A 26,753-nucleotide genomic window follows, 5' to 3' on the forward strand; every position below is an offset into this window, starting at 1 on the left:
ATATCTCTGAAGGAAATTTATGATCAAAGTATTATTTGTTTGTACAGGAAACATCTGTAGATCGCCCACCGCTGAAGGAATTTTTCGAAAGTACGTTGATGACGAAGGACTCTCAGAAAAGATTTATATCGAGTCTGCGGGCTTATTGGACTATCACGAAGGTGACAACGCGGATCACAGAACACAATTGCACGCAAAGAAGCGTGGCTTCGATCTTTCACAAATATTATCTCGACCAATAGTAAGAGACGATTTTAAAAATTTCGATTATTTAATCGCAATGGACGGCAGCCACTTACAAGCCATGATCGAGCTCTGCCCAGAAAGCCACAAGCCAGGCAAAGTCATAAAGCTCATGCTCGACTACTCCAACCAATGGAAGGGCAAAGGTGTCCCTGACCCCTATCACACCGGCGAAGATGGCTTCGAGTTGGTACTCGACATGCTAGAAGAATCTTGCCGAGAACTCTTGATTCATATTAAAGCTAATCACAAACTCTAAAAGATAGTGTCACCGTTAAAAAACACCAAAAACTGAGTGATTTGTGCATTTTCTCTTTTTTTTCAAAAACTTCATCTCGTACTGAAGGTAAATCCTTCATAGGTAATATAAATTTTTGAAGGTTCGAAGAGAACTCGTTATCTTTCTTATCTCTATAAAGAATATCAAAAGGGGGAGATATTTATGAAAATATTGTTTGTTATTTTACTTAGTGTTTTTTGTTTGAACACTTACGCAGAAAGTAAATTGCCTGCTGAAGTTTTGATAGAGCTTGAAAAATCTGGTGGGTTGCCTCCTCCTCCGCCTAGAGAAGGTGAACCGATACCGGATAAATCAGATACATCTTTTAAAGAATATGGGGATTACAAGCTGCAAATTCTCAAAGACGGAACGGTCCAGAAATTATACAGTGAAGATGCGATTATTCCTATTGGTGTTCTTGCTAAAGATGTCATAATCAAAATGTCTTCTCTAATTGATTCTATAGAAAAGGAGAAGCTTGCTAAATTATATCCTGATCAAGAGTCGTGTCATGATATGCCATCAAGATTTGTCAGAGTGCAAAAGTCTGATTCCACAAACATTCTTATATGGAAAGAAGTGAGCTGTATTGCATACGGAGGCCACGGTCGTGAAATTTCGTATTTAATAAATTCTCTGGCAGAGTCTGTATGGTTTTTAAAAATCTAAAATGACATTCAACTGTTTGCCCTATGTTAATAGGGCATTAAAAATAAATTTCTTTATTTCTTCTTCCCAATAAGCTTTTCTGGAAACTTACCGTCTTTTTGATAGCCTTCGAGCATTTGGTGGAGCTTCACCCGGCAAGAGCCGCCGCAGGCACCGATGCCAGCACAGGTAGAATCAAAAATTTTATTGAGTGTATCGGCTCCATTAACAATAGCATCTTCGATCACTTTTTTTTCAATGTTATTACAAAAGCAGACGATTTCTTTTTTAGGCTTTTGTGCCATTACCGGAACCTTTGTGCTCGGGATCTTTTTTGACTATGTTCTTTAGTTGCTGCATGAGGTGAGTGATGGATTTGATTTTGATATCATCGAGATCTCCATGTGCATAAGAGCCAGCAGCATACAAGTGACCGCCACCGCCAAACTCTTCCGCCACACGCAGAACTTCGACTTTACCTTTGCTTCTAAAGCTCAATTTGAATTCATTGGGAGTAATTTCGCGCACCACAAGCGCCGCTTCAATCGTATCAATGTTCATGATTGTATCGATAATATCTTTAGTGTGATCTTTATTGAGTCCTAAGGCTTCGAGATCTTTTTCAAAGAATCTCAAGAAAGCCACTTGGTCGTTGCAGTGAAACTCAACACTGTTTAGGGCCTTTGCATTAAACATCAATTTATTTTTAGTGAAATCACCAAAAAGAGATCTGTGAATTTTTTCAGGATTGATATTGTGTTGTAAAAGTTCTGCAGCGATCAAATGTGTATTTGGAGAATTTCTAATGAATCTAAAAAGCTGAGTATCAAAAACAAGAGAAGTATAAATTGCCTCTGCAATATTTGTATCCAACTCAACACCTAAAAGTTTAATCAGATTGAATGCAATTTCGCCCGTGCTTGCCGCCTTAACATCAATCACTGAAAGATCTGGAGGTTTGGGCCCATTCACCAAAATGGGGTGATGATCAATAAACGCAATGTGTTTGCAATTTACTTCGAGTTTTACAAATAAAGTATCCAAAAGTCTTTTGTCATTTGTATCTAAGATCAAAGCGATATCTGTCTTTTCAACCTTATCGTGAGGGCCTTGAAAAACTTGGAGGAGATTTTTTGTAAGCAAAAAATCGTATTTTGTAGCAGAAGCATCTACATTCAAAATGCGAACTGTCTTTCCCATTTTTTTGAGAGCGTGATAAAGGCCAATTTGCGCGCCAAGGCCGTCACCATCAGGTTCTCTATGAGTAGACAAAAGTATGGATTGAGAAGATTGAATAACCTTGGCAATCTCTTGTAAATTTCCAGACATCCCTAAAGTGTATTATGCGAAATATTTAAGTGCAAGAGTAGCAATACCAAGGAATGTGAAAAATCCGAAAGAGTCTGTAATGAAAGTTAATAATACACCGCTCCCGGACGCTGGATCTACTTTCAATCTTTTTAATGCGAGTGGAATCACACAGCCAAGTAGAGTCGCCATGATGGAGTTCAAAATCATCGTGATGCAGATAATAACGGCAACGATCAAATTGTCCTTCCAAAAATAAACCAAGAGGCCTGAACAAATCCCCACAATGATGCCCATGAGCGCTCCAACAGAAACCTCTTTAAGAATAGCTCTCATGTAGGTTGTGAAATTAAAATCTCCAATGGCTAGACCTCGGGTCACTACTGTCAGAGATTGAGTTCCCGTATTTCCACTTACGCCTGAAACAATGGTGCTGAGTGCTGCTAAAATAATCAAATGGTTCATTGTCTCTTCGAAAGCAGACATCACGCTACCGGCGATACTTGCAGTTAAAAGATTGAGTAATATCCAAGGAACTCTATTTTTGAGTGAGAAAGCCACTGAGCTATAGATCTTGTCATCTTCTTGGAGACCCGCACTTGCGTAAATGTCCGCTGTAGCTTGCTCTTGAATAATATCAACTACGTCATCGACAGTGATGATTCCCTTGAGAGATCGATGCTCATCGACTACAGGGACTGCAATAAAATCATAGTGGCTTACAAGTTGTGCAACTTCTTTTTCTGTACTTTGAGTAGAAACAGTGACGACTTCTTTCTTGATTAAATTCTGAAGGGGCGTGTGTGCCGGAGCACCGACAAGTTCCCGAAGGGAGAGTACGCCCATGAGATGTTTATTTTCATCCACGCAATAAATATAATAAATGGAATCCTCTTGCGATCTTGTTCTGATTTTTTCGATCGCTTCTTGTGCAGACAGATGAATCGGCAGTGTAAACACCTGCGTTGTCATCATACGTCCCGCAGATTCTTCCGGATAGTTGAGAAGTTGTCTTAACCTTCCCCTTTTTTGCTCTGGAATTTTTGTCAGAATACTTTCACGCTGTTCTTCCTCCAGTAAATTGAGGAAGTGAGTCGCGTCATCTTCTTGTGATTTTAAAATAATATTTAGAATTTTTTGTTGGTCGGTTTTGCTAAAAACATCCTTCAGCTGTTGATCAGGCAATTCAATAAGGGTATCGGAGGCTTTATCTACCGCGATCAAAGCATCAATGAGGTGTCTTTCTTCGTGGTCATTGAGAATATTGAAGAGTTGAGTGAGATCGGCAGCTTCAATTTTAAGCAATATACTATGTAAAGATTTGCTGTTCTTGCCACCCAGAAGTCTTTTGATAATTGAGATATTCATTGAATTGAGAGTCATAATCCATCTCAGATTTCCGGTTTTTTATTGTATTTTCCTAAATACTAACTATTTAGGCGTCAAATTAATAGGTTGAAGTTACTCGTGAAATTGACTATAAACGATCCCTTCGACAATGTGTAGGAGTTTATAATGAAAGATACGAATATTCCAATTACCCTCAGAGGCAAACAAAAGCTTGAAGAAGAGCTCAAGCGCTTGCTTCATGAAGAGCGTCCAGCAATTATTAAAGCTATCGAGGCTGCTCGTGAAAACGGAGATCTTTCTGAGAATGCAGATTATGATGCTGCTAAAGAACGTCAAGGTTGGACAGAAGCTAGAATTTTAGAAATCCAAAGCCGAATTGCGGGCGCCGAAGTTATTGATACTGCAAAACTAAAATCAAACACTGTGATCTTCGGTGCAACTGTAGAACTTAAAGATGTTGAGGAAGATAGAGACGTAAAATATCAAATCGTTGGTCCAGAAGAGGCAGATATTCAGCAAGGTCGTTTATCCTTGATGGCGCCACTTGCAAGATCTTTGATTGGTAAAAAAGCGGGCGACGTTTGCGAAGTTAAGGCGCCAAATTCGATCAAGGAATATGAGATTAAGAAGATTTATTTTCTGTAGAGACTGTCGCCCATCGTGGTTGACGATTTCTGAAACCTCAGCCTTCCTGGCTGAGCCCTACGGGTAAAGTTTCAGAAATTTCAGGGGGGGATTATGGATTCTGAAGATTTAAAAAACGATAAAAAGCTTAAAGATAAACTCTATGAGGCGGGTTCGAAGCCCGGTGCTGAAGAGAAAGTTAAAAAGCATTTCTTCCAATACTTTAAAAAAAATAAGCACACCATAGGATTTGGTCAGCAAATCGAAAAGATCTACGACCTTCTGACTTCCGGGAAATTGAACAATAAAGACAAGGCCATCATCATTGGAGCCTTATTGTATTTCATCAACCCTTTTGACTTACTACCTGATATTACTCCGCTTTTAGGATTTATCGACGATATGGGTGTGATCGGCTTGGTTTATCGTTATTTAACTAACAGATCCTTTGACGTGACAGGTGAGCCAACGCCTGAAGATGACACGAAAAAAGACGATAAAAAAGACTCTTAATCGTATCAAAGCCTTTGACATAATCACGGCCTCCCATTAAAAACTTCTTTCGGCAATTAAATGCTAAGAAGTAGGAGAAGTTAAGCTCCGGTGTAATAAATCGGTAGGCTTTCTGGCTGCTGGCCTAAATTAACTACCAACTTTTTAACAAATTATTAGCGATCTCTATGGAGAGAACTGTAATAAAAGGATTATACGAATGAAAAGAATTACTGCACGTTTTAAACTGCAAAGACGTTTAGGTGTTGAGCTTCCAGGACTTGGAAAACCAGGTGCATTAGCAAGAAAACCATATCCACCAGGACAACATGGTAACAAAAGAAAAAAATATTCTGACTACGCTTTACGTTTAGAAGAAAAACAAAAAGTAAGAGCGCATTACATTGTTACTGAAAAACAACTTCAAAGATTCATTGGCCAAGCGAAACAAGGTCAAAGCTCTAACTGGACTGCAAAGCTAGTAGGCATGCTTGAAAGAAGATTAGATAATTTGGTTTTCAGATTGGGTTTTGCTCCAAGCATCCTAGCTGCGAGACAAATGTGTTCACACGGACACGTAGTGGTTAACGGCAAGAAAGCAAGAACGGCATCCATGGTTTTAAACGAAGGTGATACCGTAACTCTTTCTACAAAAGGTTTAAACTCACAGAACTATCTTCAAGTGAAAGACAAGCCAAGATTAGAGCTTGCTGATTACTTAAGAAAAGAAGGTGATTCAGGAACTGTGATCAATACTCCAGGCCTAGAACACATTCCGTTTCCATTCGATGCTGGTCTCTTTACCGAGTACTATGCTGCGAAGTCTGTATAATAAAGCAAAAAATAATATTCAAAGGCCTTTTAAAGGTCTTAAACGAAAAAGCCGACTTGATTGTCGGCTTTTTTATTTTATACTTATCTCATGAGTACTACATTCCCAGCAGATTACATTCCAAGTCCTGATCCATTTATTGAATTTGATTTATGGATGAAGAAAGCCATACAAGCTCAGGAGATTGAGCCCACAGCCATGAGCTTGGCCACTGTGACGAGAGATCAGCGACCGAGTAATCGTATCGTACTTTTCAAGGGCATATCTCAGGGCGGGCTTATGTTCTTTACCAACTATGAGAGTAACAAAGCTCAAGAACTAGAAAGTTATCCTTCGGCGGCAGTTGTTTTCCATTGGAAAAAACTAGAATTGCAACTTCGTATAGAGGGAAAAGTTCAGAAAGTCTCACGCCAAGAATCCGAAAAATACTTTGCAACTCGCGCGCGCGAAAGCCAAATTGGCGCCTGGACTTCTCAGCAGAGTCGTATTCTGCCAAGCAGAAAAGATCTTGAATTAAAAAGAAAAGAAATCGAAGCAAAGTTTGAAGGAAAAGACGTGATATGCCCACCATTCTGGGGTGGATACAGAATCATTCCTGATCATTTTGAGTTTTGGATGAGTGAGCCAGGGAGGCTTCATAATAGATTTCTGTACACATTTGATAAAAAAGGCTGGACACAAAATCGACTGTTTCCTTAAAGGAGCAAGATGGCTACAGACCAAGAATTTAAACCTACCATACTCGTCACGGGTTGTGCTTCCGGCATAGGTTTAGCTCTGGGAAAACTTCTTTACAAAGAAACTCAATATCGCATCGTTGTAACGGCAAGAGCAAAATCTTTAGAAAAACTCAGGGCAGAATTTGTAGAAACAGATCGATTTATCATTCGTGCACTCAATGTGACGGATGATTTTCAAAGAAAAGATCTTATTCAAGAAATCAACAACAAGTGGGGCGGAGTTTGCGTTCTCATAAACAACGCTGGGATTTCTTACCGTGCGGTAATTGAGCATATGACTGAAGGAGACGAGATTAAGCAAATGGCAACGAACTATTTGGGGCCCATGGGTTTGATTCGATTGGTTCTTCCAAATATGAGAATTCGAGGACGTGGAAAAATCATCAACGTATCATCGGTGAGTGGAATGTTGTCGATGCCTACGATGGGATCCTATAGTGCTTCAAAGCACGCGCTTGAGGGTGCGTGTGAATCTCTCTGGTATGAGGCAAAACCTTATGGAATTGATATCTGTTTGATTCAACCAGGATTTATACACTCAAAGTCTTTCAAGAATGTTTACTATACAGAACTTTCAAAACCTGAAGCGGCGTCTGAAAGTGTTTATAAAGAGTATTACAAGAACATGACTCCTTTTGTAGAAAGGATGATGGATCTCTCTCCAACCACAGCCAGGAAAGTGGCTACAAGAATATTAAAGACGATCAAAAGATCGAACCCGCCTTTATGGATTCCGGCCACTTGGGATGCATGGATATTCCATTATGTTAGAAAGATCATGCCGCGCAGATTGCTTCTACCATTCCTGTTCCTATGTTTACCAAATGCTCGCCATTGGGCAAAATCCTATACGAATAAGCGATAAATAAGCTTTTCTCCTCTCAAGAGTGACAAAAAGCGCTCTACAACAATCCAAATATTACAAATAACACAGATCTAACACGCAAAATTCCAATGGTTCGGGTATAAGTTTGAAACTTAGTAAATTTGAGCAATCAAGCTCCCAAGGTAAGGAACATTATGAAAACGTTTTTAGTATTAGTTTTGTTATCAGTATCTTCTTATGCAAACGCATCGGTGGACCTTAGTTGTACAGCTGAAGGTTTTTCTTCTCACTCAATGACTACAATGAAGCAAGAGAATGGAAATTTCACGGTAATTAAAGTTACACATAGCGGACAAAATCACAATAGAGAGACTACGAGATTATACGTTACTAAAAAGAATCCAAATATGATTGGTGAAATAGTTTATGAAGGGGATGCTGAACAACAAGTTCAGGTTGATGTATTTGACAAATTTAAATTTGTTTTAAGAGTGCCTAAAATTATTGAAAACAAAACTGTATTGGCTTACTTAAACGATAAAAATGAAGAATTTGAGAGAATTGAATTTAGATGCGTTCGACCAGACAATAGATAATTTTCCAAAAGTAAATTTTTTTTGAAATTCTTAAAAAGCGCTGATTTCAGCGCTTTTTTATTGCTTCTCAACTTCGTTTTCTGGTTCAACTTTTTGTATAGCTTCAGCCGTTGAAATTTCTCGTCTGTCCCACTTAGGTAGAGCGCTCAATAAAATAGATGACTCCGCTTTGAATTGCTCGAGATGAACTGTAGGCACAGGATCAGCGGATGGGAATTTCTTCTTTAGAGGATCAACATATCTTCCGGCATTGTAAAATTCAAAGTGCAAGTGAGGACCTGTCGATAGACCCGTGTTACCCACATATCCAATGACTTGACCCTGTTTTACTCTTGCTCCAGAGCGAACTCCCTTAGCAAAACCATTTAAATGTTTATAGGCCGTTTGATATTGGGAGTTGTGACGAAGTTTAATGACTTTGCCCCCGCCCCCGGACCATCCTGCGGATACGATGGTGCCATCACCCACAGCACGAATTGGAGTGCCAACTGGTGCTCCATAATCCACGCCAAGATGTGGTCTGCGAGTTTTTAAAATAGGGTGAAATCTACGCATGTTAAACTTAGAAGTTATTCTGCCATAACGAATCGGGCTTTTTAAAAACATTTTTCTCAAAGAAGCACCTTCTGGAGAAAAATATCCCATCTCTTCGCCGTTTAAGCGGAACAGAGTTGCTCGATAAGGTGTTTCGCCGTTCACATACTCAGCCGCCAAGATTGCTCCCCAACCGATGGCTTCACCTTTAACAAGTTTTTGTTCAACCGTCAGTCTCCAGCGATCATTCACTCTAACTTCTCGAGAAAAATCCACTTCCCATGCAAAAATATCTGCAAGTTCAGCAATCAGGTTTGGATCCATCTTAGCTCTTTGAGCCGATTCCCAAAGGCTACTTGTCACAGTTCCTGCGTAAGTCATAATTTTTATATCTACAGGTTCGGTGATTTTTTCAGCGGTCCATGTATCATTAATATTTTTAACGACGAGAGATTCAATTGCAGAAAATCTAAAATGAATACTGGTAAGTTCAAGAGATTCATTTTTTGGAGGTACGTGCTCTGTAATAATCTCTGAGTCGGTTTGGTCACCAGAAATAATCTCCGCATCTGGTGCGGCATCTTTGACTTGATCATTTTTAAAATGAACTTGAAAGCGAATGCCTGGTCTCAATTGAGAAAGATTGGATACGGGTTTTGCGGCCTCAACAATTTGATGAATTGTAATCGCAGGAATATCGAGTTCTCTCAACGTAGTAAACAGCGAAGTGTTGCGTTCTAAAACATGAGGATAGGCTTCTTCCAATGGAATAACGGGAATTGTCTCTGCCTGAATTTTTTCGGGAGAAAGTAGTTGTCCACGCGGGTAAAAGAAAACCCCAAGTGTGAGAAGGGATAAAGCCATGGTGAACCAAAACAAACGATGCATATTTTTTTGTGTTTTCATTGACTAAATTGTAAAGCGAAAGGGACTTGATTGGAAGAATATTGAGCTTTTTTGAGTTGTGATGCGTTATTAGTGCTCCTCGAAGGAGCACTAATTTTTTGAATTTATTTTATTAAATAAGAGCTTTTTTCAGATTTTGATCTAGCTTTTCTAAGAACGGTTCTGTGTTGAGATATTTATCTGCGGGAATTTTGTCTCCATAAATACAAACTGCTAAATCTTTTGTCATGAAACCAGCTTCAACTGTATCAACACAAACTTTTTCAAGAGTTCGCGCAAATTTTACAAGAGCTTCGTTCTTATCTAAATTTCCACGATGTTCTAATCCGCGCGTCCATGCAAAAATCGAAGCGATGGGATTTGTAGAAGTAGGTTTACCTTGTTGGTGTTGTCGATAGTGACGAGTCACTGTTCCGTGAGCAGCTTCTGCTTCCATCGTTTTTCCATCTGGAGTCACAAGCACAGAAGTCATTAATCCGAGAGAACCAAAGCCTTGCGCTACTGTATCCGATTGCACATCACCATCGTAGTTCTTGCAAGCCCAAACAAAGTTTCCATTCCATTTCAATGCCGATGCCACCATGTCATCGATCAAGCGATGTTCATAAGTGATATCTGCCGCTTCGAATTTTGTTTTGAATTCTTTTTGGAAAATGTCTTCGAAGATATCTTTAAATCTACCATCATATTTTTTTAAAATCGTATTTTTAGTTGAAAGATATAAAGGCCATTTTTTTGATAGGGCTTGGTTAAAGCAAGATCTTGCAAAGCCTGAAATTGATTCGTCCGTGTTATACATGGCTAATGCGATACCATCACTTTTAAAGTTGTAAACTTCATGAGAAATTGTTTCGCCGCCATTTTCTGGTTGAAAAGTGATAGTGAGTTTACCTTTGCCCTTAGTTACGAAATCTGTTGCGCGGTATTGATCACCAAAAGCATGACGACCAATGCAAATTGGCGCAGTCCAGTTCGGAACTAATCTAGGAACATTCTTACAGATGATGGGTTCACGGAAAACTGTACCATCAAGAATGTTTCTGATCGTACCGTTTGGTGATTTCCACATTTGCTTTAAGTTGAATTCTTTTACGCGTGCTTCATCCGGAGTGATTGTCGCGCATTTGATACCCACGTTGTATTTTTTGATGGCTTCTGCCGCGTCTACAGTTACTTTATCGCCAGTAGCATCACGATTTTCCATGCCGAGATCATAATATTTAATTTCAATATCAAGATATGGAAGGATTAATTTTTCTTTGATGAATTTCCAGATAATTCTAGTCATTTCATCGCCGTCGAGTTCAACAACGGGATTCGTAACTTTGATTTTAGTCATGATGGGTCCTTTGGTGTTATGTAATTAGATTGCAAATCATAAAATGAACAAAGGATTATGACAAACGAAAATTGTATCCTACACCAATTGTCTAACTGCTTTTGCAAGTTCTCGCATGGATTTTGTTTCTTCATAGCCTCGGCGATGAATCAAGAAAACATCTCTGAAAACACGCTTTATGTTGGTAGGTTGGGGAATTTCCTCTAAATGCAAATGAGATGCTGAATTTTTATTTACTTCTTGTGCAATAAACTCAGGCAAGAAGCACACAGCTGCCCCGCGCTGCGATAATTGAATAGCTGTTTCCATCATTTCAACTCGATATTGAATAGTTCTTTCGAAAAGATGCTCCGGCCACCCATCAAGTCCTTGCATTCCTGAGGGCATTCCTTCCAGAGGAGCAATGGGCGTAATGAACGGTAATTTTTTAACAGAGGTCTCTTTCCAAGAACCTTTAAGTCCAAATATTCCCATACGTATTTTTCCTACTTTTAGAAACTCAATACCAGCTCTAGGAATGGGGATGTAAGTTATTCCAACGTCACTGTGTCCATCAGCAATTAAAGATTCCATTTGGCCCGGTATTGCCTCGCGTATTTCAACATTGTGATTATGAAAATATTTTGAAACGACATCGGCTAAAAAATAAGTCGTAAAAACTTCGAAGCTTACAATCTTGAGCGTGTTTTTTAAAGGTTCTCTGGTTTCCATCAAAGCTTCAATGGCCTTTAAAGTTTCAGGTACTCTTTCATAGAAGCGTCGCCCTCTTTCAGTCAGTTCTAAACCTCGCCCTTTTGGAAGAAATAACTTATATCCAACTTCCTTTTCAAGAACGGCCATGGATTTAGAAAGGCCTCCACCAGAAATACCTAATATTTCGCTCGCCTTAAGAAGGCCGCCGGCTTCAACGATGGTTTTAAATTGGGTCAGTCTCAGTGTTTCCATATTAGAAATATTCTTTTACATCATTTCCATAGAAGAAATCAATAATTTGGATATATTTTATTTTAACAAAACCACTAAGGGGGAAAAAATGAATCTAAAAATATTAATTGTAGGACTGCTACTGGCATCAAGTTCGTATGCCCAACAAAATGATCATCGAGCCATTTACATGGCCCTGAATGTGGAAGAGATAAACACCTCTGAGATTCCATTCGATGGCGTTGTCAAAACAGAGAAGTCTGTTGGAGGATTAACGTGTTATAGAACTCAAGCCGTAGCGCCAACCAACAAAGCTAGATATGCATGTGCTTTCGATAAAATCAGTTTGATGTAAAAAGAGACTGACAAATGGTGGCCTCGGTCAGACTCGAACTGACACGTACTTGCGTACACAGGATTTTGAGTCCAGCGCGTCTACCAATTCCACCACGAGGCCACGAATAGATGAGTCTCTATTGATAATAGAAGCTCTTTTTTGATTCAAGCTTAAAACGAAATTTAGTTATAGTTTTGGACGTATTCTGCCGTTTTTTGAGGCTTTCTAAGAACTCTTTTGCTGGAACTAAGATTTTTGTGCGCAACCGCATAATATTCGGTCTGAGCTCTCTTGATTTTGCGGCTACACATTCTAAAAAAGTTTAAACTTTGTTGAGATGTCGAAGGTTTGAATCATTGCTTTTTTCTTACCCGAAATAGACTTCAGATCGAAGACAAAGTTTTCCTCTGTTAATTCGATTCCTTTGAATCGACCTAAAGGGTGTTGCTCATCACCAATACTTTTTATTACTTTAGCCATGTATGGTCTTAATTGAGATTGTGAAGTTCGTTTAGAGTCTAAACTTAATATAATATTGACGTCCTTATCCGCGAGTAAATCAGTCCAAGTTCCCTTCGCAAACTTTCCTGTAATTTGATAATGTAAATCTATACGGAGATTTTTTTCAGGGTATTCTCTTCTATTAATTTCGATAGTGACATTTTTATCATCAATTTTTTTCATAATTAACTCAGAAAAACCGCTTGCATCCTTTCCTGGAACTTTATTGGCAGTTATTTTTTTTCCAGACCTCTTATTCGTTTCATTAACCTTCTGCTGTAAGAAAGTAACGTTTGCAGAATTTTGTTCAAATACGATTTCCTCTTTATGGTCCAATATAGCGTTATAAACAAATTTTCCTTCTGGAGAAGTAATGAGTTTTGCTTCTCTAGTTATTGCTGAAGATGTAGAGCTAATTAAAGCTACGGCCATTGTTATAGATAAGTATTTAATAAGTTCATTCATGTTAAAAGCCATAAGTGTCTCCTCTTCATAGCTTTGACCTACTAGTACAAGAGTTGTTCCATTCAAAATAACAATAATTGGATCTGAAATCTAAATTTTGATTTGGGTTGTTTTTTTTACAGGAGATATTGGGACCATGGCCAAAGTGACTCTTACAAAATGAGGTATATCTTTGATAGAGATATTCGGCGCAAAAAAAAAGCCCCGGTTAGGGGGCTTATGAGGTCATGCTTGCTAATCTGAAAACAGAACTAAGGGGGGAGGGATGTCCGAATTCAATTTAGCAAGCAGGTTATCCTTAAGCAATCACTGTGCCATCTCTACGTGGCTTAAAATGTCTAAGACATTCATTTTTATGTAAGAGATTCATGATGAGTGAAGAAAAGTCATAATAGTGAGCCGCACCTTTACCAAAGACTCGCGTTAATACGACGCAAACCTTTGGAAAAGGTGCGGCTCACCTTTTACCCAAAAATGCGCGGGTGGCGGCCCTCAACGTCACTCGTGGGTAAAAATTACATCTTTATAGGTGTCTAAAATATAAACAATACTAGTGATATTAATAACTTATGCAATTTTAAATTATATACAACGCGAGGCATAACAATTGCTCATATAGGCTGAGTTAGGATTGGAATTAAAAATATTAAACGAGGACTTATTTATGAAAATGAAGTTTGTAGTTGGGTTAGCAGTTAGTGCTTTAAGCCTATCAGCCTTTGCCCAAGGTTCAGTAGAGAACCAAGCCATTATCGAAGTTGTGAATGATCCAGCTCCGGCTGCGTCGGCGAAAGATTTATCTCAAGCCAACTCACAGTCACAAACCGTGACTACGACAACAACGTTACAGCCGATTGTTCAAAATCAACCGGTTATCACGCAACAACAACCTACTATATATGTACAAAAGCAGGAGTCGGCAGTTGTTGAAGCCTCACCACTCAGTGAATCTGCTGCTGATAAGTTAAGAAAGCAGAGAATCGAGATGGAACAACAAACTGAATCTAAGATTGTTGAAAAACTCGAAGAAGCTAGAATGAAGGCTGAGCAAGAGAGAGCTAATAAGCTTTTAACTGGCTTAGAAGAAAAGAAAGAAGAGAAAAAAGAAGAAGTTATGGCTCCTGTAGTAGCGCCAGTGGTTGTTGCTCCACAAGCTATTCAAGTGGTTGAGCCAGTGATCGTTCAAGAAGTTAAGCCTGAACCAGCTGTAGAAGTTAAAACGGAACTGGCTAAATTGGACGAAGAAGAAAAGAAATCCTCACACCGTTTATTCGTTGGGGCTGATGCAGGTTTTGTATCTTACCCGGCTGACAATATCAAGACAACAGGAGCTGCAGGTTTTACTGTAGGTTCAGTGATCGATGAGAAGTATATCGTTGAAGGTGGCTTCCTTTACTCAAAAGGTGATATTGAAAGCGTTGTTAGAGACTATATTTATGGTATGTTCCCAACAATCATCGAGATGGAACAATACAACTTCTCGGGTGCATTTAAATATAGAATTTTAAAAACAAGACTCTCTCCATATGTGGGCGGATCTTTATCTTATACATATAGAAATTATGAAGACAGACAGTCTAATGAAATCACTTACGGTTACCCAGCTCTTGAGAGCAGCTCATGGGCGATTGATTTAGGTTTAATCGTTGGTGCGGATATCAGATTGACGGATTCATTCACAATCGGTGCAGACTTGAAGTATGTAATGAACGTTGCATACGACACAAATTCAAATGGTCGTTACGAGACATCGCAAATGTATGATGATTTCTACACTGATCCAGTTGAAGAATTAGGATACTATAACTTCCTAATCAACGCGAAATTTACTTTCTAAGAGAGTTTTCGTGTGACCCGGTGCCCTTGGATCGACTGAAGGCGCCTAATATATTAAATAGTGAAACTTTGGGACATATATAAATCTTCCGGTACGTTAGCTCTTGATTTATATATGTCTTTTTTTTATTGTAAATATATGAACCATAGAATTATGAAACTTCTAATCTTCGTTTTTACAATCTTTTCTATCTCTGCTCATTCCAAATCATTCTCTTCTGAAGTTGTTGCAAAGATCGGCAGAGATGTCGTTACCAGCAGAAAGGTCATCGCTGATACAATCTTAGAAGGTCAGTGGATCAAATCCGCAACCGGCGCAAAGAATACATCTACGCAAAGCGATGAATTCAACAGCGATCTCAATCGGTATCTTATGGAGAGAGTAGTATACTTAGAATCCAAATCTTTTTCTCTGATAAATGTGACGCCATCAGAAGTAGAGAAATCAAAAAAGTCTGTTCTCAATAGAATCAAAAACTCAAGCTCTGCCTCCATATGGGCAGAATTAGCGCTTACTCAAGAAGAGATAGGAGAGCTTATGAAGCAAAAAATTTCTTCACAAAAATTTATTGAATTCAAATCCAAGGCCTCCTATGTCCCTGTGACAGAGGCTGAAGCTTTCAATTACTACAATAACAATAAAGACAAATATGACGGTAAGGAATACAAATCCATAAAGGAAGGTCTTAAAAAGAGCCTTGCAAAACTTCAAGCGGAGCAACGTTTAGAAGCTTGGTATGATATCTTAAAGAAAAAGTATGATGTTACAAAAACCATCAGTTATATTGCGCCAGAATGATTTTTAAGCAGCTCAATTCCTCGCACATTTTAGAGGTAGAAAATATTTTAAAGAGTCATGAGTCTATGGACTTTGAACGCTTTGGTTTGAGATTGAGTGCTGCTCAAATAGAATATTCACTTTCAAAAGATATTTGTTTTGGTTTTTTTGATGGAGATAAGTTGCTGGCATTTATTTTGGGTAGAAAAGTTGATCAGGAGATTTTTGAAATTGATATGACGATGACAAATAAAGCGGATCTTAAAAAAGGCCACATGGAAAAATTTTTTAAAGAAATGATCATGCATTTAAAAAATAATGGTGTTTTTTATAAGATTTGGCTAGAAGTTCATGAGGAAAATAACCCGGCCTTGAGTTTTTATAAAAAAATGGGATTTACCCAAAACTCCGCACGTTCCAAGTATTATCCCGATGGCAAGGCGGCAATTCTTATGACTTTAATCCTCTAAGTGGATTTAATTCGTTTTGAGGGTGTTATGACCGTTTGTTCACTTTAAGAAATAGCGATCAAAAGGTTGATTTTAAAAGCTATTTTTGCTATTTAATACCTCAATTAGACATTTTCTTATGATTGGCGTTGATTCAACAGCTAAACATTAGCAAAAAATGGGCTTCGTAAGGGCCCATTTTTTTTTGGTCAAAGCGATCATTTAAATGAAATGTGCATTAAGAGTGGAGTCTTTAGGGAGATCCAGAGATGTTACAGAATTTGCCCAAAATGAAAGAGCTAGCAAAAGAAATTTGCAAGGAGCAAGGTTGCGAACTTTATGATTTAGATTTTTCTCCGGGTTCCAAAGGCGAAGGCCGTAGACTTTTAGTTTACGTTGAAAAAAGCGGCGGAGTGAATTTGGAAGACTGCGAACGTGTTTCAAAAGGTTTGAGCGAAATTCTTGATGCCAATGATTTAATTCCAGACGGCGAATACGCATTAGAAGTTTCAAGTCCGGGATTAGAAAGACCACTTAAGGACAAGTGGCACTTTGAAGCTGTAGTTGGCCAAAAGATTTTTGTTCATAGCACAGAATCAATGGATCCATCTGCCAGTGTTCCTAGATATAAGGTCACGGGCACTTTAGAAAAGGTCAGCGAAAGTGTAGAAGACAGCGAAATCACAGTGAAAGCCGATGGCAAAGATTTTGTGATTTCAATTATTAATGTAAAAAAATCTAACGTGATCTTTGATTACGATAGTATTAAAAAGCAGAAAAAGAATTAATACGAACGGGAGTGCTAGAATGGCAACAGACAGTTTTTCAGGTTTAGGCCGCATGATCGAACAAATTGGTAAAGAAAAAGGAATCGGTAAACAAGTAGTTATCGATGCAATCATTCAAGGTATGCTTACAGCTGCTAAGAAGAAGTACGGAACTTACAGAGAAATCGAAGCTCAGTACAACGAAGAAGCTGGTGAAGTAGAACTTTTCCAATTTAAAGAAGTTGTCGAAAAAGAAAAATTCGTAGATGAAGAAGTAGAAATCACAGAAGAAGACGCTCACGAAATGGATCCAGATGCCGTGATTGGTGACTTCATCGGGTTAAAATTAGAAACAAAAGATTTAGGTCGTATCGCTGCTCAAACAGCTAGACAGATCATCACACAACAAGTTCGTGATGCAGAAAGAGAAATCATCTTCGCTGAATTCGAAAACAGAAAAGGTGAAATCGCTTCTGGTATCGTAAGACGTGTTGAGAGATCGGCAATCGTTGTGGATCTCGGTAGAACAGAAGCTTACATTCCAATCAGAGAACAATTGCCGGGAGAAAACTACAAGCCGGGTGATAGAGTTCAAGGTTACATCGCAGATGTGCGCCAAACTACAAAAGGCCCTCAGATCATCATGTCACGTGCCGATGAGAGATACCTTGTTAAATTATTTGAACTTGAAGTTCCAGAAATCGCAGACGGTGTTATCGAAATTAAATCTGCGGCTCGTGAACCAGGTTCAAGAGCTAAGATCGCGGTATTCACGAACGACGCATCTATCGATCCAGTTGGATCTTGCGTTGGTATGAAAGGTTCGCGCGTTCAGAACATCGTTCAAGAATTACAAGGTGAGAAAATCGATATCGTTCTTTGGGACGAAGATGTTACAAGATTCGTATCGAACGCTTTAGCTCCGGCTGAAGTTTCAAGAATCATTGTTCACGATTCAAATAAGAAAATGGAAGTTGTAGTTCCTGACAACCAATTGAGCTTAGCAATTGGTAAAAAAGGTCAGAACGTACGTTTAGCTGCAAAACTTTCTGGATGGAAAATTGATATCGTTTCTGAAAATGCTCTGGCTCAAAAAACAGCAGCTGCAATCTTCAACTTGATGTTGATTCCTGGACTTACAGATACTCAAGCGCAAAACATTTACCAAGCTGGTTTCGTTTCATTCCAAGATATCGCTGATGCTGCTGTCGCAGAACTTCAAGTGATTCCTGGCTTTGATAAGGACACAGTTGCTGAAAAATTATTGAAAGATTCTCAAGGCTTATTGAAAAAATACGAAGATTCTGGCGAGGCAATTCCTGCGGCACCAGTTTCAACGGAAGGTTCAAAGGAAGTTGTATCTCAAATGGCAAAATCTTCTGCAGACCAACGTTTGAAAGAAGAATTGGCAGCATTAGAAAAAAATGGATCGACGAAAGAAAAGAATTAATTAAGAAAAATCGGTTATCGTTTGCATTCAGCAAGCGATGCATCCGGAGGAGCAATACTTGTCGCAACTTAGATTATACGAATTCGCAAAAGAAATTGGCGTAGAAACGCTAATGCTTATGGATAAACTCAAGACTTGGAAAATTCCAGTGAAGAGTCATATGGCTACATTGGACGATGACACAATTGAGCTTATTAAGGCCAAGCTCGATGAAGAGAGTAGGCCGAAAGCGGGAGCAACAAAAAAAGTTGCGAAGAAGAAAGTTGCCAAAAAAGCGACCACAGCAAAAGAAGCCGCCCCAGCGGTAAAAAAGAAAGTCACAGCAACAAAATCAACTGGTGGAATTGTTAAAAAAGTTGCAGAGAAGAAAACAGTTCTTAGACGTAAAGTTGATGAACAAGCTCTCGCAGAAGAAAGAGCGGCGGCGGAAGCGGCAAAAGCGGAAGAGAAAGCTGCTCAAAGCACGGCAGAAGATCAGGTTGTTGAGGGCGCAGTAGAAGCGGCATCTTCTCAAGCTGAGCCAGTAAAAGCTAGAGATCGCGGAAATATCATTGGTAGAATGGATCTTGCTAAGCTTAAACCTCAGCAGAGACCTTCTTACAATCAAGGTGATCGCGGTAGCAGTCAAGGCAGCGGAATGAATTCGCCAACTTCGATCAGTGGCGGAAATACTAGAAATTTAAGAACCGGTTTTATTTCGGCTCCTATGGATCCTTACATGGAAGCGGACTTCGAAGCTCGTAAGAAGAAATTAGAAGAAGAAGAGCTCGAAAAAGAACGTAAGAAAAAAGCTAAAGCGGAAGAAGCTGTCGCGACTACATTTACGGCTACAGAATACCGTAAGCGTGAAGTGATCTTCCAACCAAAAAAGAAAAAAGCTCCAACTAAAGAAGCAAAGAAAACTCAAATTACAACACCAGCGGCTCATAAAAGAGTTTTAAAAATTGAAAACAAAATTAGACTGACTGATTTTGCGCAAGAATTGGGTATTAAGACTGCACCATTGGTTTCTCGCCTTATGAAAGAAGGTATGATGGTCACTCCAAATTCAGAATTGGATTTTGATACAGTGGCTATCATTGCACCAGAATATGGTTTTGAGGTGCAAAACATATACAAGTCTGCTGAAGACATCTTAAAAGATGTTGCCGAAACATCGGCACCTGCTGACATGATTGTGAGAATCCCAGTCGTGACAGTTATGGGTCACGTAGATCATGGTAAAACAAGCTTATTAGATGCAATTAGAAAAGCAGATGTAGCTGCCGGTGAAGCGGGTGGTATCACTCAGCATATTGGTGCTTACAAAGTAACTCTAGAAGACGGAAAACAAATCACGTTCATCGATACTCCAGGTCACGCGGCCTTCACTGCAATGAGAGCCCGTGGCGCTAACGTTACGGATATCGTTGTGTTGGTTGTTTCAGCTGATGATGGTGTAATGCCTCAAACAGTAGAAGCATTGAACCACGCGAAGAGCGCAGGCGTTCCGATCATCGTTGCAATGAACAAGATCGACAAACCTTCGGCAAATCCAGAAAAAATTAAACAACAATTATCAGAATACGAATTACTTCCTGAAGAATGGGGTGGAACAACAATTTTCCAAGCCGTATCCGCTCTTAAAAAAGATGGTATCAAGGAATTGTTAGAGCACATCCTTCTCGTCGCCGAAGTTCAAGAATTAAAAGGCGATCCAAATCGCGCAGCCAGTGGAGTAGTGATTGAGTCTCGTATGGATAAAGGACGTGGCGTAGTTGCGACTGTTCTTGTGAAGAATGGAACTTTGAAAGCTACTCAATATATGGTTGCTGGGGGATCATTTGGCCGTGTTCGTATGATGACGAATGAAAAAGGTCAAAAATTAGAATCTGCAGGACCAGGCGAACCAGTTGAAGTTCTTGGTTTAGATAAAGTTCCTTTGGCAGGAGATTTATTCGACGTAGTTGCTTCAGAAAAAATGGCTGAAGAAGTTGCGAAGAAACGTCAAGAGCAAGGAAATGAATTAAAAGAAACTCCAAATTCAAAAATGACTTTGGAAAGCATCTTCTCAAAGATTCAAACAGGTAACGTAAAAGAACTTCCCATCATTCTTAAGGCAGACGTTGCGGGTAGTGCCGAGGCTGTAAAAGCAATGTTAGAAAAGACATCAACCGATGAAGTGAAAGTAAGAATTCTTCACACGGGAGTGGGTGGAATTACGGAATCTGACGTTCTTTTAGCTCAGACTTCTACAGGATTAGTAATTGGATTTAACGTTAGACCAGACGGCGGCGCTCAAAGCCTCGCAAAACAAAGAGGAATTGAGATTAAAACCTACTCGATCATCTATGAATTGGTAGATGACATTAAGAAAGCTCTTTCTGGATTGTTAGAACCTGAATATAAAGAAGTTATTCTTGGTTCAGCAGAAGTTCGTCAAACTATCACTGTTCCTAAGATCGGTATGATTGCTGGTAGCCATGTGAAAGACGGAAAAATCACTAGAAACTCAAGTGTTCGTCTCATTAGAGAAGGTCGCGTGATCTACGAAGGAAAATTATCTTCATTGAAACGTTTCAAAGACGATGCGAGAGAAGTTGCTGCGGGTTATGAGTGTGGTATTGGAATCGAAAACTACAACGACCTTAAAGTGGGCGACGTTATCGAAGCGTTTGAGAAACAAACAATCGCAAGATCGATTTAGCCGAATTTATTCTAAAGATAGGACAAGAGTGGAAGAGAAAAAGCCAGACATCAACAAGCGAGTTCAAAGGGTGGAGAGAGAACTTAGAGATATTATCTCTAATTATATGATCACCCAAATTGGCTCGGAGATTGAGGGCCTGGCTTCTATTACGCGTGTGATTGTGACGAGAGATCTAAGATCTGCACGCGTTCTTGTTTACAATCAAGCGGGTGAGAAAATAGCCAAGCAGAACGCCGACGTTTTGCAATCGCATGCTCACCAAATCAATCAGCAAGTTAACGATCAAATCAGAATGAAATACACTCCGAAAATCACTTTCTTAGTCGATACAAAGTTTGATGAAGCCATGAAAGTGGAAGAAAAACTTAGACTCTTAGAGCTCGAGCGTAGAGACCTAAAACGCTTAGAAGATGAAAAGAAATCTACAACTGATGACGAATAACCCTATCAACGGTATCTGCTTAGTGAACAAACCTTCAGGGATCACTAGCCATGATGTCGTTTACAAAGCGAGAAAGATATTTAAGACTAAAGCCATTGGTCACACAGGAACCCTTGATCCTTTGGCGTCTGGACTTTTAATTCTGACTATCGAAAATGCCAACAAACTTTCGAACTACCTTATGGATGGCGAAAAAGGTTATGAAGCGCAAATTAAAATTGGAATCGAAACCGACACTTTCGACCGCACCGGAAAAACCATTTCAGAAAAAGATTTTTCAAAAATCACTGAAGACAAATTAAAATCAGAAATTTTAAATCTCCAGGGAAAATTAACTCTCAAAGTTCCTTCATTTTCCGCAGTGAAAGTGGATGGAAAAAAACTTTATGAGTTAGCAAGAAACAATGAAGAAGTTCCTGTCGTAATACGTGAAATGGATTTTCATGGAGTTGAAATTATAAAAATGGATCTTCCATTTGTTACAGTAAATTTTAAATGTTCTAAGGGTGCCTATGTCAGATCTTGGATCCAGGAATTGGGTCAAAAATTAGGGACCGGCGCTACGATGTGGGAGCTCAAAAGGGACTTCAATGCGCCCTATGAAATCTCTCAAAGTATAGAGCTAGAAGGGAATACTTTAGAGGAGATTTTAGCCTCGGATGCCTTTATTCCCTTTGAAAAAACTTTAAGCAATTGGCCAAGATTAACGGTCAACGAGAAGGAGCTTGGTCTCTTAAAAAACGGCTGTTTAGCCCGAAGTTTAGAGAACACGGCTTTAAAAGCAATTAAAGCGACAGAGACCTTACCGAAGGGCATTTTTATCGTCGATCCTGAGACTGAAAAAGTGATCTCATTTCTTGAAGTTTTGGGTCCTTTTCAGATCAAAATCAAAAAGGTTTTTGTCGTGGACTCAAACCTTGACTCATCCCAGAAACAAGAATAGTTTTGACGACTTAAACCGCTCTATGGACCGATTTTGCCGTCGACCAAACAGGGCCCCCGGAAGCAATTTCGCTTACGGCGACCTAATGAAAAATTAGGATAAAGGAGATCACATGGCATTAACTACAGAAGCTAAAAAGAAAATCGTAAAGACTCATCAAAGAGGCGATCTTGATACTGGTTCATCAGAAGTTCAAGTTGCTTTGATCACGACAAGAATCTTAGAACTAACTGAGCATTTCAAAATTCACAAAAAAGACGTTCACGGAAAACGTGGTCTTATCAAGTTAGTTAACCAAAGAAGAAAACTTCTAGATTATTTAAAAAGAACAGATCTTAAAAAATACGCTTCTCTCATTAAAGTTCTTGAGATCAGAAAATAATTATTTTCTTTCGCAATCGTTCTTAGCGCTCTCTCCAGAGAGCGCTGTAAGTGACCTCTCCACAGAGAGCACTGCGACTAACCGAAAAATGTCGGCCTAAAATTTTTTAGGCCAAAAAAGAATCTAGTGCTCCCAAAATTAGCGGGCGCTGAATAAAATAGGACTCTCCAAGAGAGAGTGCTGAAAACAGGGAAAAACTAATGACTAAAATTATATCAACAGCAAAAGTTGGCGATAACACAATCACTCTAGAAACAGGAAGATTAGCAAAACAAGCAGACGCTTCAGTTCTTGCAACATGTGGTAATAACATGGTTCTTGTAACCGTTTGTTCTTCAAGAAAAGAAACGGACTTTGATTTTTTTCCATTAACAATCGAATTCCAAGAAAAATTCTATGCAACTGGTAAAATCCCAGGTGGTTACTTCAAAAGAGAAGCAAGACCTACGGAACTCGCAATTTTATCTGCAAGATTAATGGATAGACCTTTGCGTCCGATGTTCCCAGAAGGTTACAACTTTGAAACACAAGTTGTAACAACTGTACTTAGCTCGGATGGTTTATTCCCAGTTGACGTATTGGCAGGAGCGGCGGCTTCAGCAGCTATTCATATCAGTAACATTCCATTCAACGGTCCAACTGCTTGTGTAAAAGTAGGTCGTATCGATGGACAGTTTGTTGCCAACCCTTCGCCTAAACAATTATTAACTTCAGACATGGAAATCACAGTTGCAGGATCTAAAAATGGTCTTTTGATGGTTGAAGGCGAAAGCAAATTCGTTTCTGAAAAAGATGTATTGGCTGCTTTAAAATTCGGTCACGAAGCTTTAACTCCAATTTTCAATGCACAAAATGAATTGAGAGAAAAAACTGGTTCAGTTGCAAAAAGAGATTTCACTCCTAAAGCAATGGATGCAGATTTAAAAACACAATTAGAAACTTTCTTAAAACCAAAAATCGAAGCTGCTTTAAACATCAAAGACAAAGGCGACAGATACGCTGCTGGCGATGCTGCTGCAAAAGAAGCAAAAGAAAAATTCGCTGCAGGTCTTGATAAAGCAGATGCTGAAGCAAGAAAGAAAGACATTGGTAAAACAATTGAAGATTTAAAATACCGTGTAGCTAGATCAATGATCTTGGATAAAGGTGTGAGAATCGATGGTCGTAACACGACAACGGTTCGTCCAATCGCTTGTGAAGTAGGATTACTTCCAAGAGCCCATGGTTCAGGATTATTCACTCGTGGCGAGACGCAAGTTTTAGGCACAGTGACTCTTGGAACTGGAACTGATGAACAAACTATCGATGCATTAAACGGAAATATCACTAAGAGATTCATGCTTCACTACAACTTCCCTCCATATAGCGTTGGTGAAGTAGGTCGTATGACAGGAACTAGCAGACGTGAAATTGGTCACGGATACTTGGCTGAAAGATCTCTTGCTGCGATCATTCCTGCACAAGATAAATTCCCATACACAATTAGAGTTGTGAGTGAAGTTTTAGAATCTAATGGTTCAAGCTCAATGGGTACAGTGTGTTCAGGTTTACTTGCTCTTTTAGATGCTGGTGTTCCTGTAACTGGTAACGTTGCAGGTGTTGCAATGGGACTTATTAAAGAAGGCGAGAAATTCGCAGTTCTTACAGACATCCTTGGCGATGAAGATCACCTTGGTGATATGGACTTCAAAGTTGCTGGTACTAAAGAAGGTATCACAGCTCTTCAAATGGATATTAAAATTGACTCAGTAAGTTTCGCAGTTATGGAGCAAGCTCTTTCGCAAGCGAGAGACGGCAGAAATCATATTCTAGCTGAAATGGAAAAAGTAATGAATACATCTCGCGGAGAGCTTTCTGAATTCGCACCACGTATCGAGACGATCGTAGTTCGTCCAGAGAAAGTTCGTGAAGTTATCGGGCCCGGAGGAAAAGTTATTAAAGACATCATCGCTAAGACTGGCGCTAAGGTGGACATCGGTGAAGACGGAACTGTTCAAGTTTCATCGACATCGCCTGAAGCTAGAAAAGCAGCCGTAGCGATGATTAAGGCTATCTGTGACGGACCGGAAATTGGAAAGACATACTCTGGAACTGTGAAAAAGATCGTAGACTTCGGGGCGTTCGTAGAGGTTCTTCCGAACACTGAAGGCTTGTTACATATCTCTGAAATTTCTCACGATAGACTTCGCCATGCTTCTGAAGTGTTAAAAGAAGGCGATAAAATTGATGTTAAAGTTTTAGATGTGGACAGAGCTGGAAGAATTAAACTTTCTAAAAAAGCTCTAGTCGAAAAGCTCAATTAAAGAATGACAACAGCTCAGTTTAAGAAGACGACTCTTGCGAATGGAATAAGAGTCGTCACCGAAAAACATCCTACGACTTCGGCCATCTCTGCTGGTATATGGATCTGCGCTGGCTCTCGAGACGAAAAAAAAGAATTCATGGGTATGTCGCATCTTCTTGAACATTTGGTGTTTAAAGGTACGAAGAAAAGATCGGCATATCAATTGGCGCAAATTATGGAATCCAGGGGCGGGGACTTGAATGCGTTCACCACTCGGGAATCCATTTGTTTTTACGCTACAACTCTCAAAAAAGACTTAAAATTAAATTTAGATGTGTTGATGGATCTCACTTGCAACGCAACTTTTCCAATTAAGGAATTCGATAAAGAAAAGAGCGTTATTCAGCAAGAGATCTCGATGTATTTTGATAGCCATGAAGAATATGTTTTTGATTTATTTTCAGAGCAAGCTTACCGCGGTCATCCGATGGGTTGGTCAATTCTGGGGACAACAGAAACTGTGGGTGGAATCTCTAGAAAAAACGTACAAGATTTCTATAAAAAAATGTTTCGGGGTGAAAATATCATCGTGAGCGTTTGCGGCGCCGTTGAACATGAAGATGTTTTAAAAATTATCGCACCAATTCTAGGAAAAATTGAAAAAAGACCTCCAACATTAAAAAGAAAAAAACCAAAGTTCTATCCATTCAAACAAAATTTTTACCGAGAGATCGAACAAGCCCATATCCTTATGGGATTCGAAGCGCCAGGCCTAAGGCACAATTTAAGATTTGCATCTTTTATCGTGAATACTGCTTTGGGTGGAGGCATGACTTCGATTCTTTTTCAAAAGATCAGAGAGAAGAAAGGCCTTGCCTACACTGTATACAGCACTGTTTCTAATGCGACAGATTCTGGTTTGACTTTGATTTATGCGGGAACTGATCCAGAGAATAAAGATCAAGTTACAGACATTATATATTCAGAAATCCAAAAACTTAAACGCGATGGGTTCAACAAAAGATTATTGGAGCGTTATAAGACTCAAATTAAAGGATTTTTAATCCTCAATGATGACGATCTTGAATCTCGAATGAATTCTCTTTGCTTAAATGAGATGGTTTTTGGTAAATATCGTACAACGGATGATATCTTGAAAGCGATCGATGACGTTCAAGTGAAAGACATCGATCAATTTATGAATGAATTCGTAACGCCTTCAAAAATGGCGACTCTTACAATGAGTCCTAAGTAGGTTGTAGAAATAAACCAAGGGGAAAATATGCAACAAATACCACTTCAAATTATGAAACTTGCACACTTCAGAGGTGACCTTCCTAAATACGAAACCGGTTTAGCAAGTGGCTTTGATGTGAGAGCACAGCTTGATAAAAGTGTAGTTCTAAAAAGCGGTGAGAGGGCGTTGATCCCAACAGGGTTATCATTCGCTATCCCAGATGGTTTTGAAATTCAAGCGCGTCCAAGAAGCGGTCTCGCAATCAAAAAAGGCATTTCACTCGTCAACACACCAGGCACTATCGATGCTGATTACCGTGGTGAAGTAAAAATCATCGTGATCAATCTTGGCCAAGAAGATGTGGAGATTGCCGATCAAGAAAGAATCGCTCAATTGGTTCTTTGCCCCGTGGTACAAGCCAAGTTTCAAGTCGTAGAATCATTGGATTCAACTACTCGCGGAGCTGGTGGATTTGGTTCTACTGGGGTTTAGTTCTTTAGACTTACTAAAATATCTTGCCAAGGTAACTTCTCTCATCTAGAAACAACAAG

28 protein-coding genes and 1 tRNA gene are annotated in these 26,753 nt (G+C 39.3%); 21 read left to right on the forward strand and 8 right to left on the reverse strand.

Annotated features, from left to right (window positions below; genetic code table 11):
• The first annotated feature begins 19 nt into the window (after positions 1 to 19).
• Complete coding sequence (locus tag V4596_10285; GenBank protein ID MES2769519.1) at positions 20 to 502, forward strand: low molecular weight protein-tyrosine-phosphatase; 483 nt, start codon at positions 20 to 22, stop codon at positions 500 to 502.
• Between the two features lie 183 nt (positions 503 to 685).
• Positions 686 to 1,192 (forward strand): hypothetical protein, encoded by a 507-nt coding sequence (locus tag V4596_10290; protein MES2769520.1) that lies wholly within the window; start codon positions 686 to 688, stop codon positions 1,190 to 1,192.
• A 53-nt stretch (positions 1,193 to 1,245) separates the two neighbouring features.
• Here the strand turns inward: V4596_10290 and V4596_10295 are convergent, their stop codons facing one another.
• The 3 genes from V4596_10295 to mgtE are packed head-to-tail and all read right to left on the reverse strand — an operon-like array spanning position 1,246 to position 3,862.
• On the reverse strand, positions 1,246 to 1,476 hold the full coding sequence (locus V4596_10295) for a (2Fe-2S)-binding protein (protein ID MES2769521.1): 231 nt from the start codon (positions 1,474 to 1,476) through the stop codon (positions 1,246 to 1,248).
• Positions 1,460 to 2,500 (reverse strand): bifunctional oligoribonuclease/PAP phosphatase NrnA, encoded by a 1,041-nt coding sequence (locus V4596_10300; GenBank protein MES2769522.1) that lies wholly within the window; start codon positions 2,498 to 2,500, stop codon positions 1,460 to 1,462. Before V4596_10300 ends, V4596_10295 begins: the two co-directional genes overlap by 17 nt.
• Positions 2,501 to 2,512: 12 nt before the next feature.
• Positions 2,513 to 3,862 carry a magnesium transporter gene (gene mgtE, locus V4596_10305; protein MES2769523.1) on the reverse strand — a complete coding sequence of 450 codons (1,350 nt, stop codon included), beginning with the start codon at positions 3,860 to 3,862 and terminating at the stop codon, positions 2,513 to 2,515.
• Between the two features lie 132 nt (positions 3,863 to 3,994).
• Between mgtE and greA the strand changes: the two genes are divergently transcribed.
• From greA to V4596_10335, 6 genes are all read left to right on the forward strand, one after another.
• Positions 3,995 to 4,474: a transcription elongation factor GreA gene (greA, locus tag V4596_10310; GenBank protein ID MES2769524.1), complete on the forward strand. Its 480-nt coding sequence runs from the start codon at positions 3,995 to 3,997 to the stop codon at positions 4,472 to 4,474.
• A gap of 93 nt (positions 4,475 to 4,567) precedes the next feature.
• Positions 4,568 to 4,966: a YkvA family protein gene (locus tag V4596_10315; GenBank protein MES2769525.1), complete on the forward strand. Its 399-nt coding sequence runs from the start codon at positions 4,568 to 4,570 to the stop codon at positions 4,964 to 4,966.
• 199 nt (positions 4,967 to 5,165) lie between these two features.
• Complete coding sequence (gene rpsD / locus V4596_10320; protein MES2769526.1) at positions 5,166 to 5,777, forward strand: 30S ribosomal protein S4; 612 nt, start codon at positions 5,166 to 5,168, stop codon at positions 5,775 to 5,777.
• A gap of 90 nt (positions 5,778 to 5,867) precedes the next feature.
• Positions 5,868 to 6,476 carry a pyridoxamine 5'-phosphate oxidase gene (gene pdxH, locus V4596_10325; GenBank protein MES2769527.1) on the forward strand — a complete coding sequence of 203 codons (609 nt, stop codon included), beginning with the start codon at positions 5,868 to 5,870 and terminating at the stop codon, positions 6,474 to 6,476.
• Between the two features lie 9 nt (positions 6,477 to 6,485).
• A complete protein-coding gene (locus V4596_10330; protein MES2769528.1) occupies positions 6,486 to 7,382 on the forward strand; it encodes an SDR family NAD(P)-dependent oxidoreductase in 897 nt (298 codons plus the stop codon).
• A 155-nt stretch (positions 7,383 to 7,537) separates the two neighbouring features.
• The gene (locus tag V4596_10335) at positions 7,538 to 7,939 is read left to right on the forward strand and encodes a hypothetical protein (protein MES2769529.1); all 402 of its coding nucleotides are present in this window, start codon (positions 7,538 to 7,540) and stop codon (positions 7,937 to 7,939) included.
• 57 nt (positions 7,940 to 7,996) lie between these two features.
• Here V4596_10335 and V4596_10340 read toward each other — a convergent pair whose 3' ends face one another.
• From V4596_10340 to V4596_10350, 3 genes are all read right to left on the reverse strand, one after another.
• Complete coding sequence (locus V4596_10340) at positions 7,997 to 9,379, reverse strand: peptidoglycan DD-metalloendopeptidase family protein (protein ID MES2769530.1); 1,383 nt, start codon at positions 9,377 to 9,379, stop codon at positions 7,997 to 7,999.
• Positions 9,380 to 9,491: 112 nt separating this feature from the next.
• Entirely contained in the window at positions 9,492 to 10,718 is a 1,227-nt protein-coding gene (locus V4596_10345; protein MES2769531.1) for an NADP-dependent isocitrate dehydrogenase, read from the reverse strand.
• Between the two features lie 78 nt (positions 10,719 to 10,796).
• Positions 10,797 to 11,663: a LysR family transcriptional regulator gene (locus V4596_10350; protein MES2769532.1), complete on the reverse strand. Its 867-nt coding sequence runs from the start codon at positions 11,661 to 11,663 to the stop codon at positions 10,797 to 10,799.
• 88 nt (positions 11,664 to 11,751) lie between these two features.
• Here V4596_10350 and V4596_10355 point away from each other — a divergent pair, with 88 nt between their 5' ends.
• Positions 11,752 to 11,997: a hypothetical protein gene (locus V4596_10355; GenBank protein ID MES2769533.1), complete on the forward strand. Its 246-nt coding sequence runs from the start codon at positions 11,752 to 11,754 to the stop codon at positions 11,995 to 11,997.
• A 15-nt stretch (positions 11,998 to 12,012) separates the two neighbouring features.
• Here the strand turns inward: V4596_10355 and V4596_10360 are convergent.
• Positions 12,013 to 12,099 (reverse strand) — tRNA-Leu (locus V4596_10360).
• A 192-nt stretch (positions 12,100 to 12,291) separates the two neighbouring features.
• Positions 12,292 to 12,957: a hypothetical protein gene (locus V4596_10365; GenBank protein MES2769534.1), complete on the reverse strand. Its 666-nt coding sequence runs from the start codon at positions 12,955 to 12,957 to the stop codon at positions 12,292 to 12,294.
• A 658-nt stretch (positions 12,958 to 13,615) separates the two neighbouring features.
• Here V4596_10365 and V4596_10370 point away from each other — a divergent pair.
• From V4596_10370 to dut, 12 genes are all read left to right on the forward strand, one after another.
• A complete protein-coding gene (locus tag V4596_10370) occupies positions 13,616 to 14,782 on the forward strand; it encodes an outer membrane beta-barrel protein (protein ID MES2769535.1) in 1,167 nt (388 codons plus the stop codon).
• Positions 14,783 to 14,920: 138 nt separating this feature from the next.
• Positions 14,921 to 15,580, forward strand: coding sequence for a hypothetical protein (locus V4596_10375; GenBank protein ID MES2769536.1), 660 nt, complete (start codon positions 14,921 to 14,923; stop codon positions 15,578 to 15,580).
• Positions 15,577 to 16,029, forward strand: a complete 453-nt coding sequence (locus tag V4596_10380) for a GNAT family N-acetyltransferase (GenBank protein MES2769537.1) — start codon at positions 15,577 to 15,579, stop codon at positions 16,027 to 16,029. The genes V4596_10375 and V4596_10380 overlap by 4 nt, the downstream gene beginning before the upstream one ends.
• A gap of 248 nt (positions 16,030 to 16,277) precedes the next feature.
• On the forward strand, positions 16,278 to 16,796 hold the full coding sequence (gene rimP, locus V4596_10385) for a ribosome maturation factor RimP (GenBank protein ID MES2769538.1): 519 nt from the start codon (positions 16,278 to 16,280) through the stop codon (positions 16,794 to 16,796).
• Between the two features lie 19 nt (positions 16,797 to 16,815).
• A complete protein-coding gene (gene nusA / locus V4596_10390) occupies positions 16,816 to 18,225 on the forward strand; it encodes a transcription termination factor NusA (protein ID MES2769539.1) in 1,410 nt (469 codons plus the stop codon).
• A gap of 58 nt (positions 18,226 to 18,283) precedes the next feature.
• Positions 18,284 to 20,911, forward strand: coding sequence for a translation initiation factor IF-2 (infB, locus tag V4596_10395; protein MES2769540.1), 2,628 nt, complete (start codon positions 18,284 to 18,286; stop codon positions 20,909 to 20,911).
• Between the two features lie 28 nt (positions 20,912 to 20,939).
• Positions 20,940 to 21,356 (forward strand): ribosome-binding factor A, encoded by a 417-nt coding sequence (locus V4596_10400; protein ID MES2769541.1) that lies wholly within the window; start codon positions 20,940 to 20,942, stop codon positions 21,354 to 21,356.
• Positions 21,325 to 22,299 (forward strand): tRNA pseudouridine(55) synthase TruB, encoded by a 975-nt coding sequence (gene truB, locus V4596_10405; GenBank protein ID MES2769542.1) that lies wholly within the window; start codon positions 21,325 to 21,327, stop codon positions 22,297 to 22,299. Before V4596_10400 ends, truB begins: the two co-directional genes overlap by 32 nt.
• 112 nt (positions 22,300 to 22,411) lie before the next feature.
• The gene (gene rpsO, locus V4596_10410) at positions 22,412 to 22,681 is read left to right on the forward strand and encodes a 30S ribosomal protein S15 (GenBank protein ID MES2769543.1); all 270 of its coding nucleotides are present in this window, start codon (positions 22,412 to 22,414) and stop codon (positions 22,679 to 22,681) included.
• Positions 22,682 to 22,881: 200 nt separating this feature from the next.
• Positions 22,882 to 24,984 (forward strand): polyribonucleotide nucleotidyltransferase, encoded by a 2,103-nt coding sequence (pnp, locus tag V4596_10415; GenBank protein MES2769544.1) that lies wholly within the window; start codon positions 22,882 to 22,884, stop codon positions 24,982 to 24,984.
• 3 nt (positions 24,985 to 24,987) lie between these two features.
• The gene (locus V4596_10420; protein MES2769545.1) at positions 24,988 to 26,220 is read left to right on the forward strand and encodes a pitrilysin family protein; all 1,233 of its coding nucleotides are present in this window, start codon (positions 24,988 to 24,990) and stop codon (positions 26,218 to 26,220) included.
• A gap of 27 nt (positions 26,221 to 26,247) precedes the next feature.
• On the forward strand, positions 26,248 to 26,694 hold the full coding sequence (gene dut, locus V4596_10425) for a dUTP diphosphatase (GenBank protein MES2769546.1): 447 nt from the start codon (positions 26,248 to 26,250) through the stop codon (positions 26,692 to 26,694).
• Positions 26,695 to 26,753: the final 59 nt, after the last annotated feature.

The organism is Bdellovibrionota bacterium (assembly GCA_040386775.1).
GTDB lineage: Bacteria > Bdellovibrionota > Bdellovibrionia > Bdellovibrionales > JAEYZS01 > JAEYZS01.

Coding starts and splice junctions, on each gene's coding strand:
- truB (MES2769542.1), top strand. CDS start 21,325: ATGAAAAGAAATCTACAACTGATGACGAATAACCCTATCAACGGTATC.
- mgtE (MES2769523.1), bottom strand. CDS start 3,862: ATGACTCTCAATTCAATGAATATCTCAATTATCAAAAGACTTCTGGGT.
- V4596_10345 (MES2769531.1), bottom strand. CDS start 10,718: ATGACTAAAATCAAAGTTACGAATCCCGTTGTTGAACTCGACGGCGAT.
- V4596_10370 (MES2769535.1), top strand. CDS start 13,616: ATGAAGTTTGTAGTTGGGTTAGCAGTTAGTGCTTTAAGCCTATCAGCC.
- V4596_10295 (MES2769521.1), bottom strand. CDS start 1,476: ATGGCACAAAAGCCTAAAAAAGAAATCGTCTGCTTTTGTAATAACATT.
- greA (MES2769524.1), top strand. CDS start 3,995: ATGAAAGATACGAATATTCCAATTACCCTCAGAGGCAAACAAAAGCTT.
- V4596_10350 (MES2769532.1), bottom strand. CDS start 11,663: ATGGAAACACTGAGACTGACCCAATTTAAAACCATCGTTGAAGCCGGC.
- V4596_10290 (MES2769520.1), top strand. CDS start 686: ATGAAAATATTGTTTGTTATTTTACTTAGTGTTTTTTGTTTGAACACT.
- V4596_10335 (MES2769529.1), top strand. CDS start 7,538: ATGAAAACGTTTTTAGTATTAGTTTTGTTATCAGTATCTTCTTATGCA.
- V4596_10380 (MES2769537.1), top strand. CDS start 15,577: ATGATTTTTAAGCAGCTCAATTCCTCGCACATTTTAGAGGTAGAAAAT.
- rpsO (MES2769543.1), top strand. CDS start 22,412: ATGGCATTAACTACAGAAGCTAAAAAGAAAATCGTAAAGACTCATCAA.
- nusA (MES2769539.1), top strand. CDS start 16,816: ATGGCAACAGACAGTTTTTCAGGTTTAGGCCGCATGATCGAACAAATT.
- rpsD (MES2769526.1), top strand. CDS start 5,166: ATGAAAAGAATTACTGCACGTTTTAAACTGCAAAGACGTTTAGGTGTT.
- V4596_10365 (MES2769534.1), bottom strand. CDS start 12,957: ATGGCTTTTAACATGAATGAACTTATTAAATACTTATCTATAACAATG.
- pdxH (MES2769527.1), top strand. CDS start 5,868: ATGAGTACTACATTCCCAGCAGATTACATTCCAAGTCCTGATCCATTT.
- V4596_10330 (MES2769528.1), top strand. CDS start 6,486: ATGGCTACAGACCAAGAATTTAAACCTACCATACTCGTCACGGGTTGT.
- pnp (MES2769544.1), top strand. CDS start 22,882: ATGACTAAAATTATATCAACAGCAAAAGTTGGCGATAACACAATCACT.
- V4596_10355 (MES2769533.1), top strand. CDS start 11,752: ATGAATCTAAAAATATTAATTGTAGGACTGCTACTGGCATCAAGTTCG.
- V4596_10375 (MES2769536.1), top strand. CDS start 14,921: ATGAACCATAGAATTATGAAACTTCTAATCTTCGTTTTTACAATCTTT.
- rimP (MES2769538.1), top strand. CDS start 16,278: ATGTTACAGAATTTGCCCAAAATGAAAGAGCTAGCAAAAGAAATTTGC.
- V4596_10340 (MES2769530.1), bottom strand. CDS start 9,379: ATGAAAACACAAAAAAATATGCATCGTTTGTTTTGGTTCACCATGGCT.
- V4596_10300 (MES2769522.1), bottom strand. CDS start 2,500: ATGTCTGGAAATTTACAAGAGATTGCCAAGGTTATTCAATCTTCTCAA.
- V4596_10420 (MES2769545.1), top strand. CDS start 24,988: ATGACAACAGCTCAGTTTAAGAAGACGACTCTTGCGAATGGAATAAGA.
- V4596_10285 (MES2769519.1), top strand. CDS start 20: ATGATCAAAGTATTATTTGTTTGTACAGGAAACATCTGTAGATCGCCC.
- dut (MES2769546.1), top strand. CDS start 26,248: ATGCAACAAATACCACTTCAAATTATGAAACTTGCACACTTCAGAGGT.
- V4596_10315 (MES2769525.1), top strand. CDS start 4,568: ATGGATTCTGAAGATTTAAAAAACGATAAAAAGCTTAAAGATAAACTC.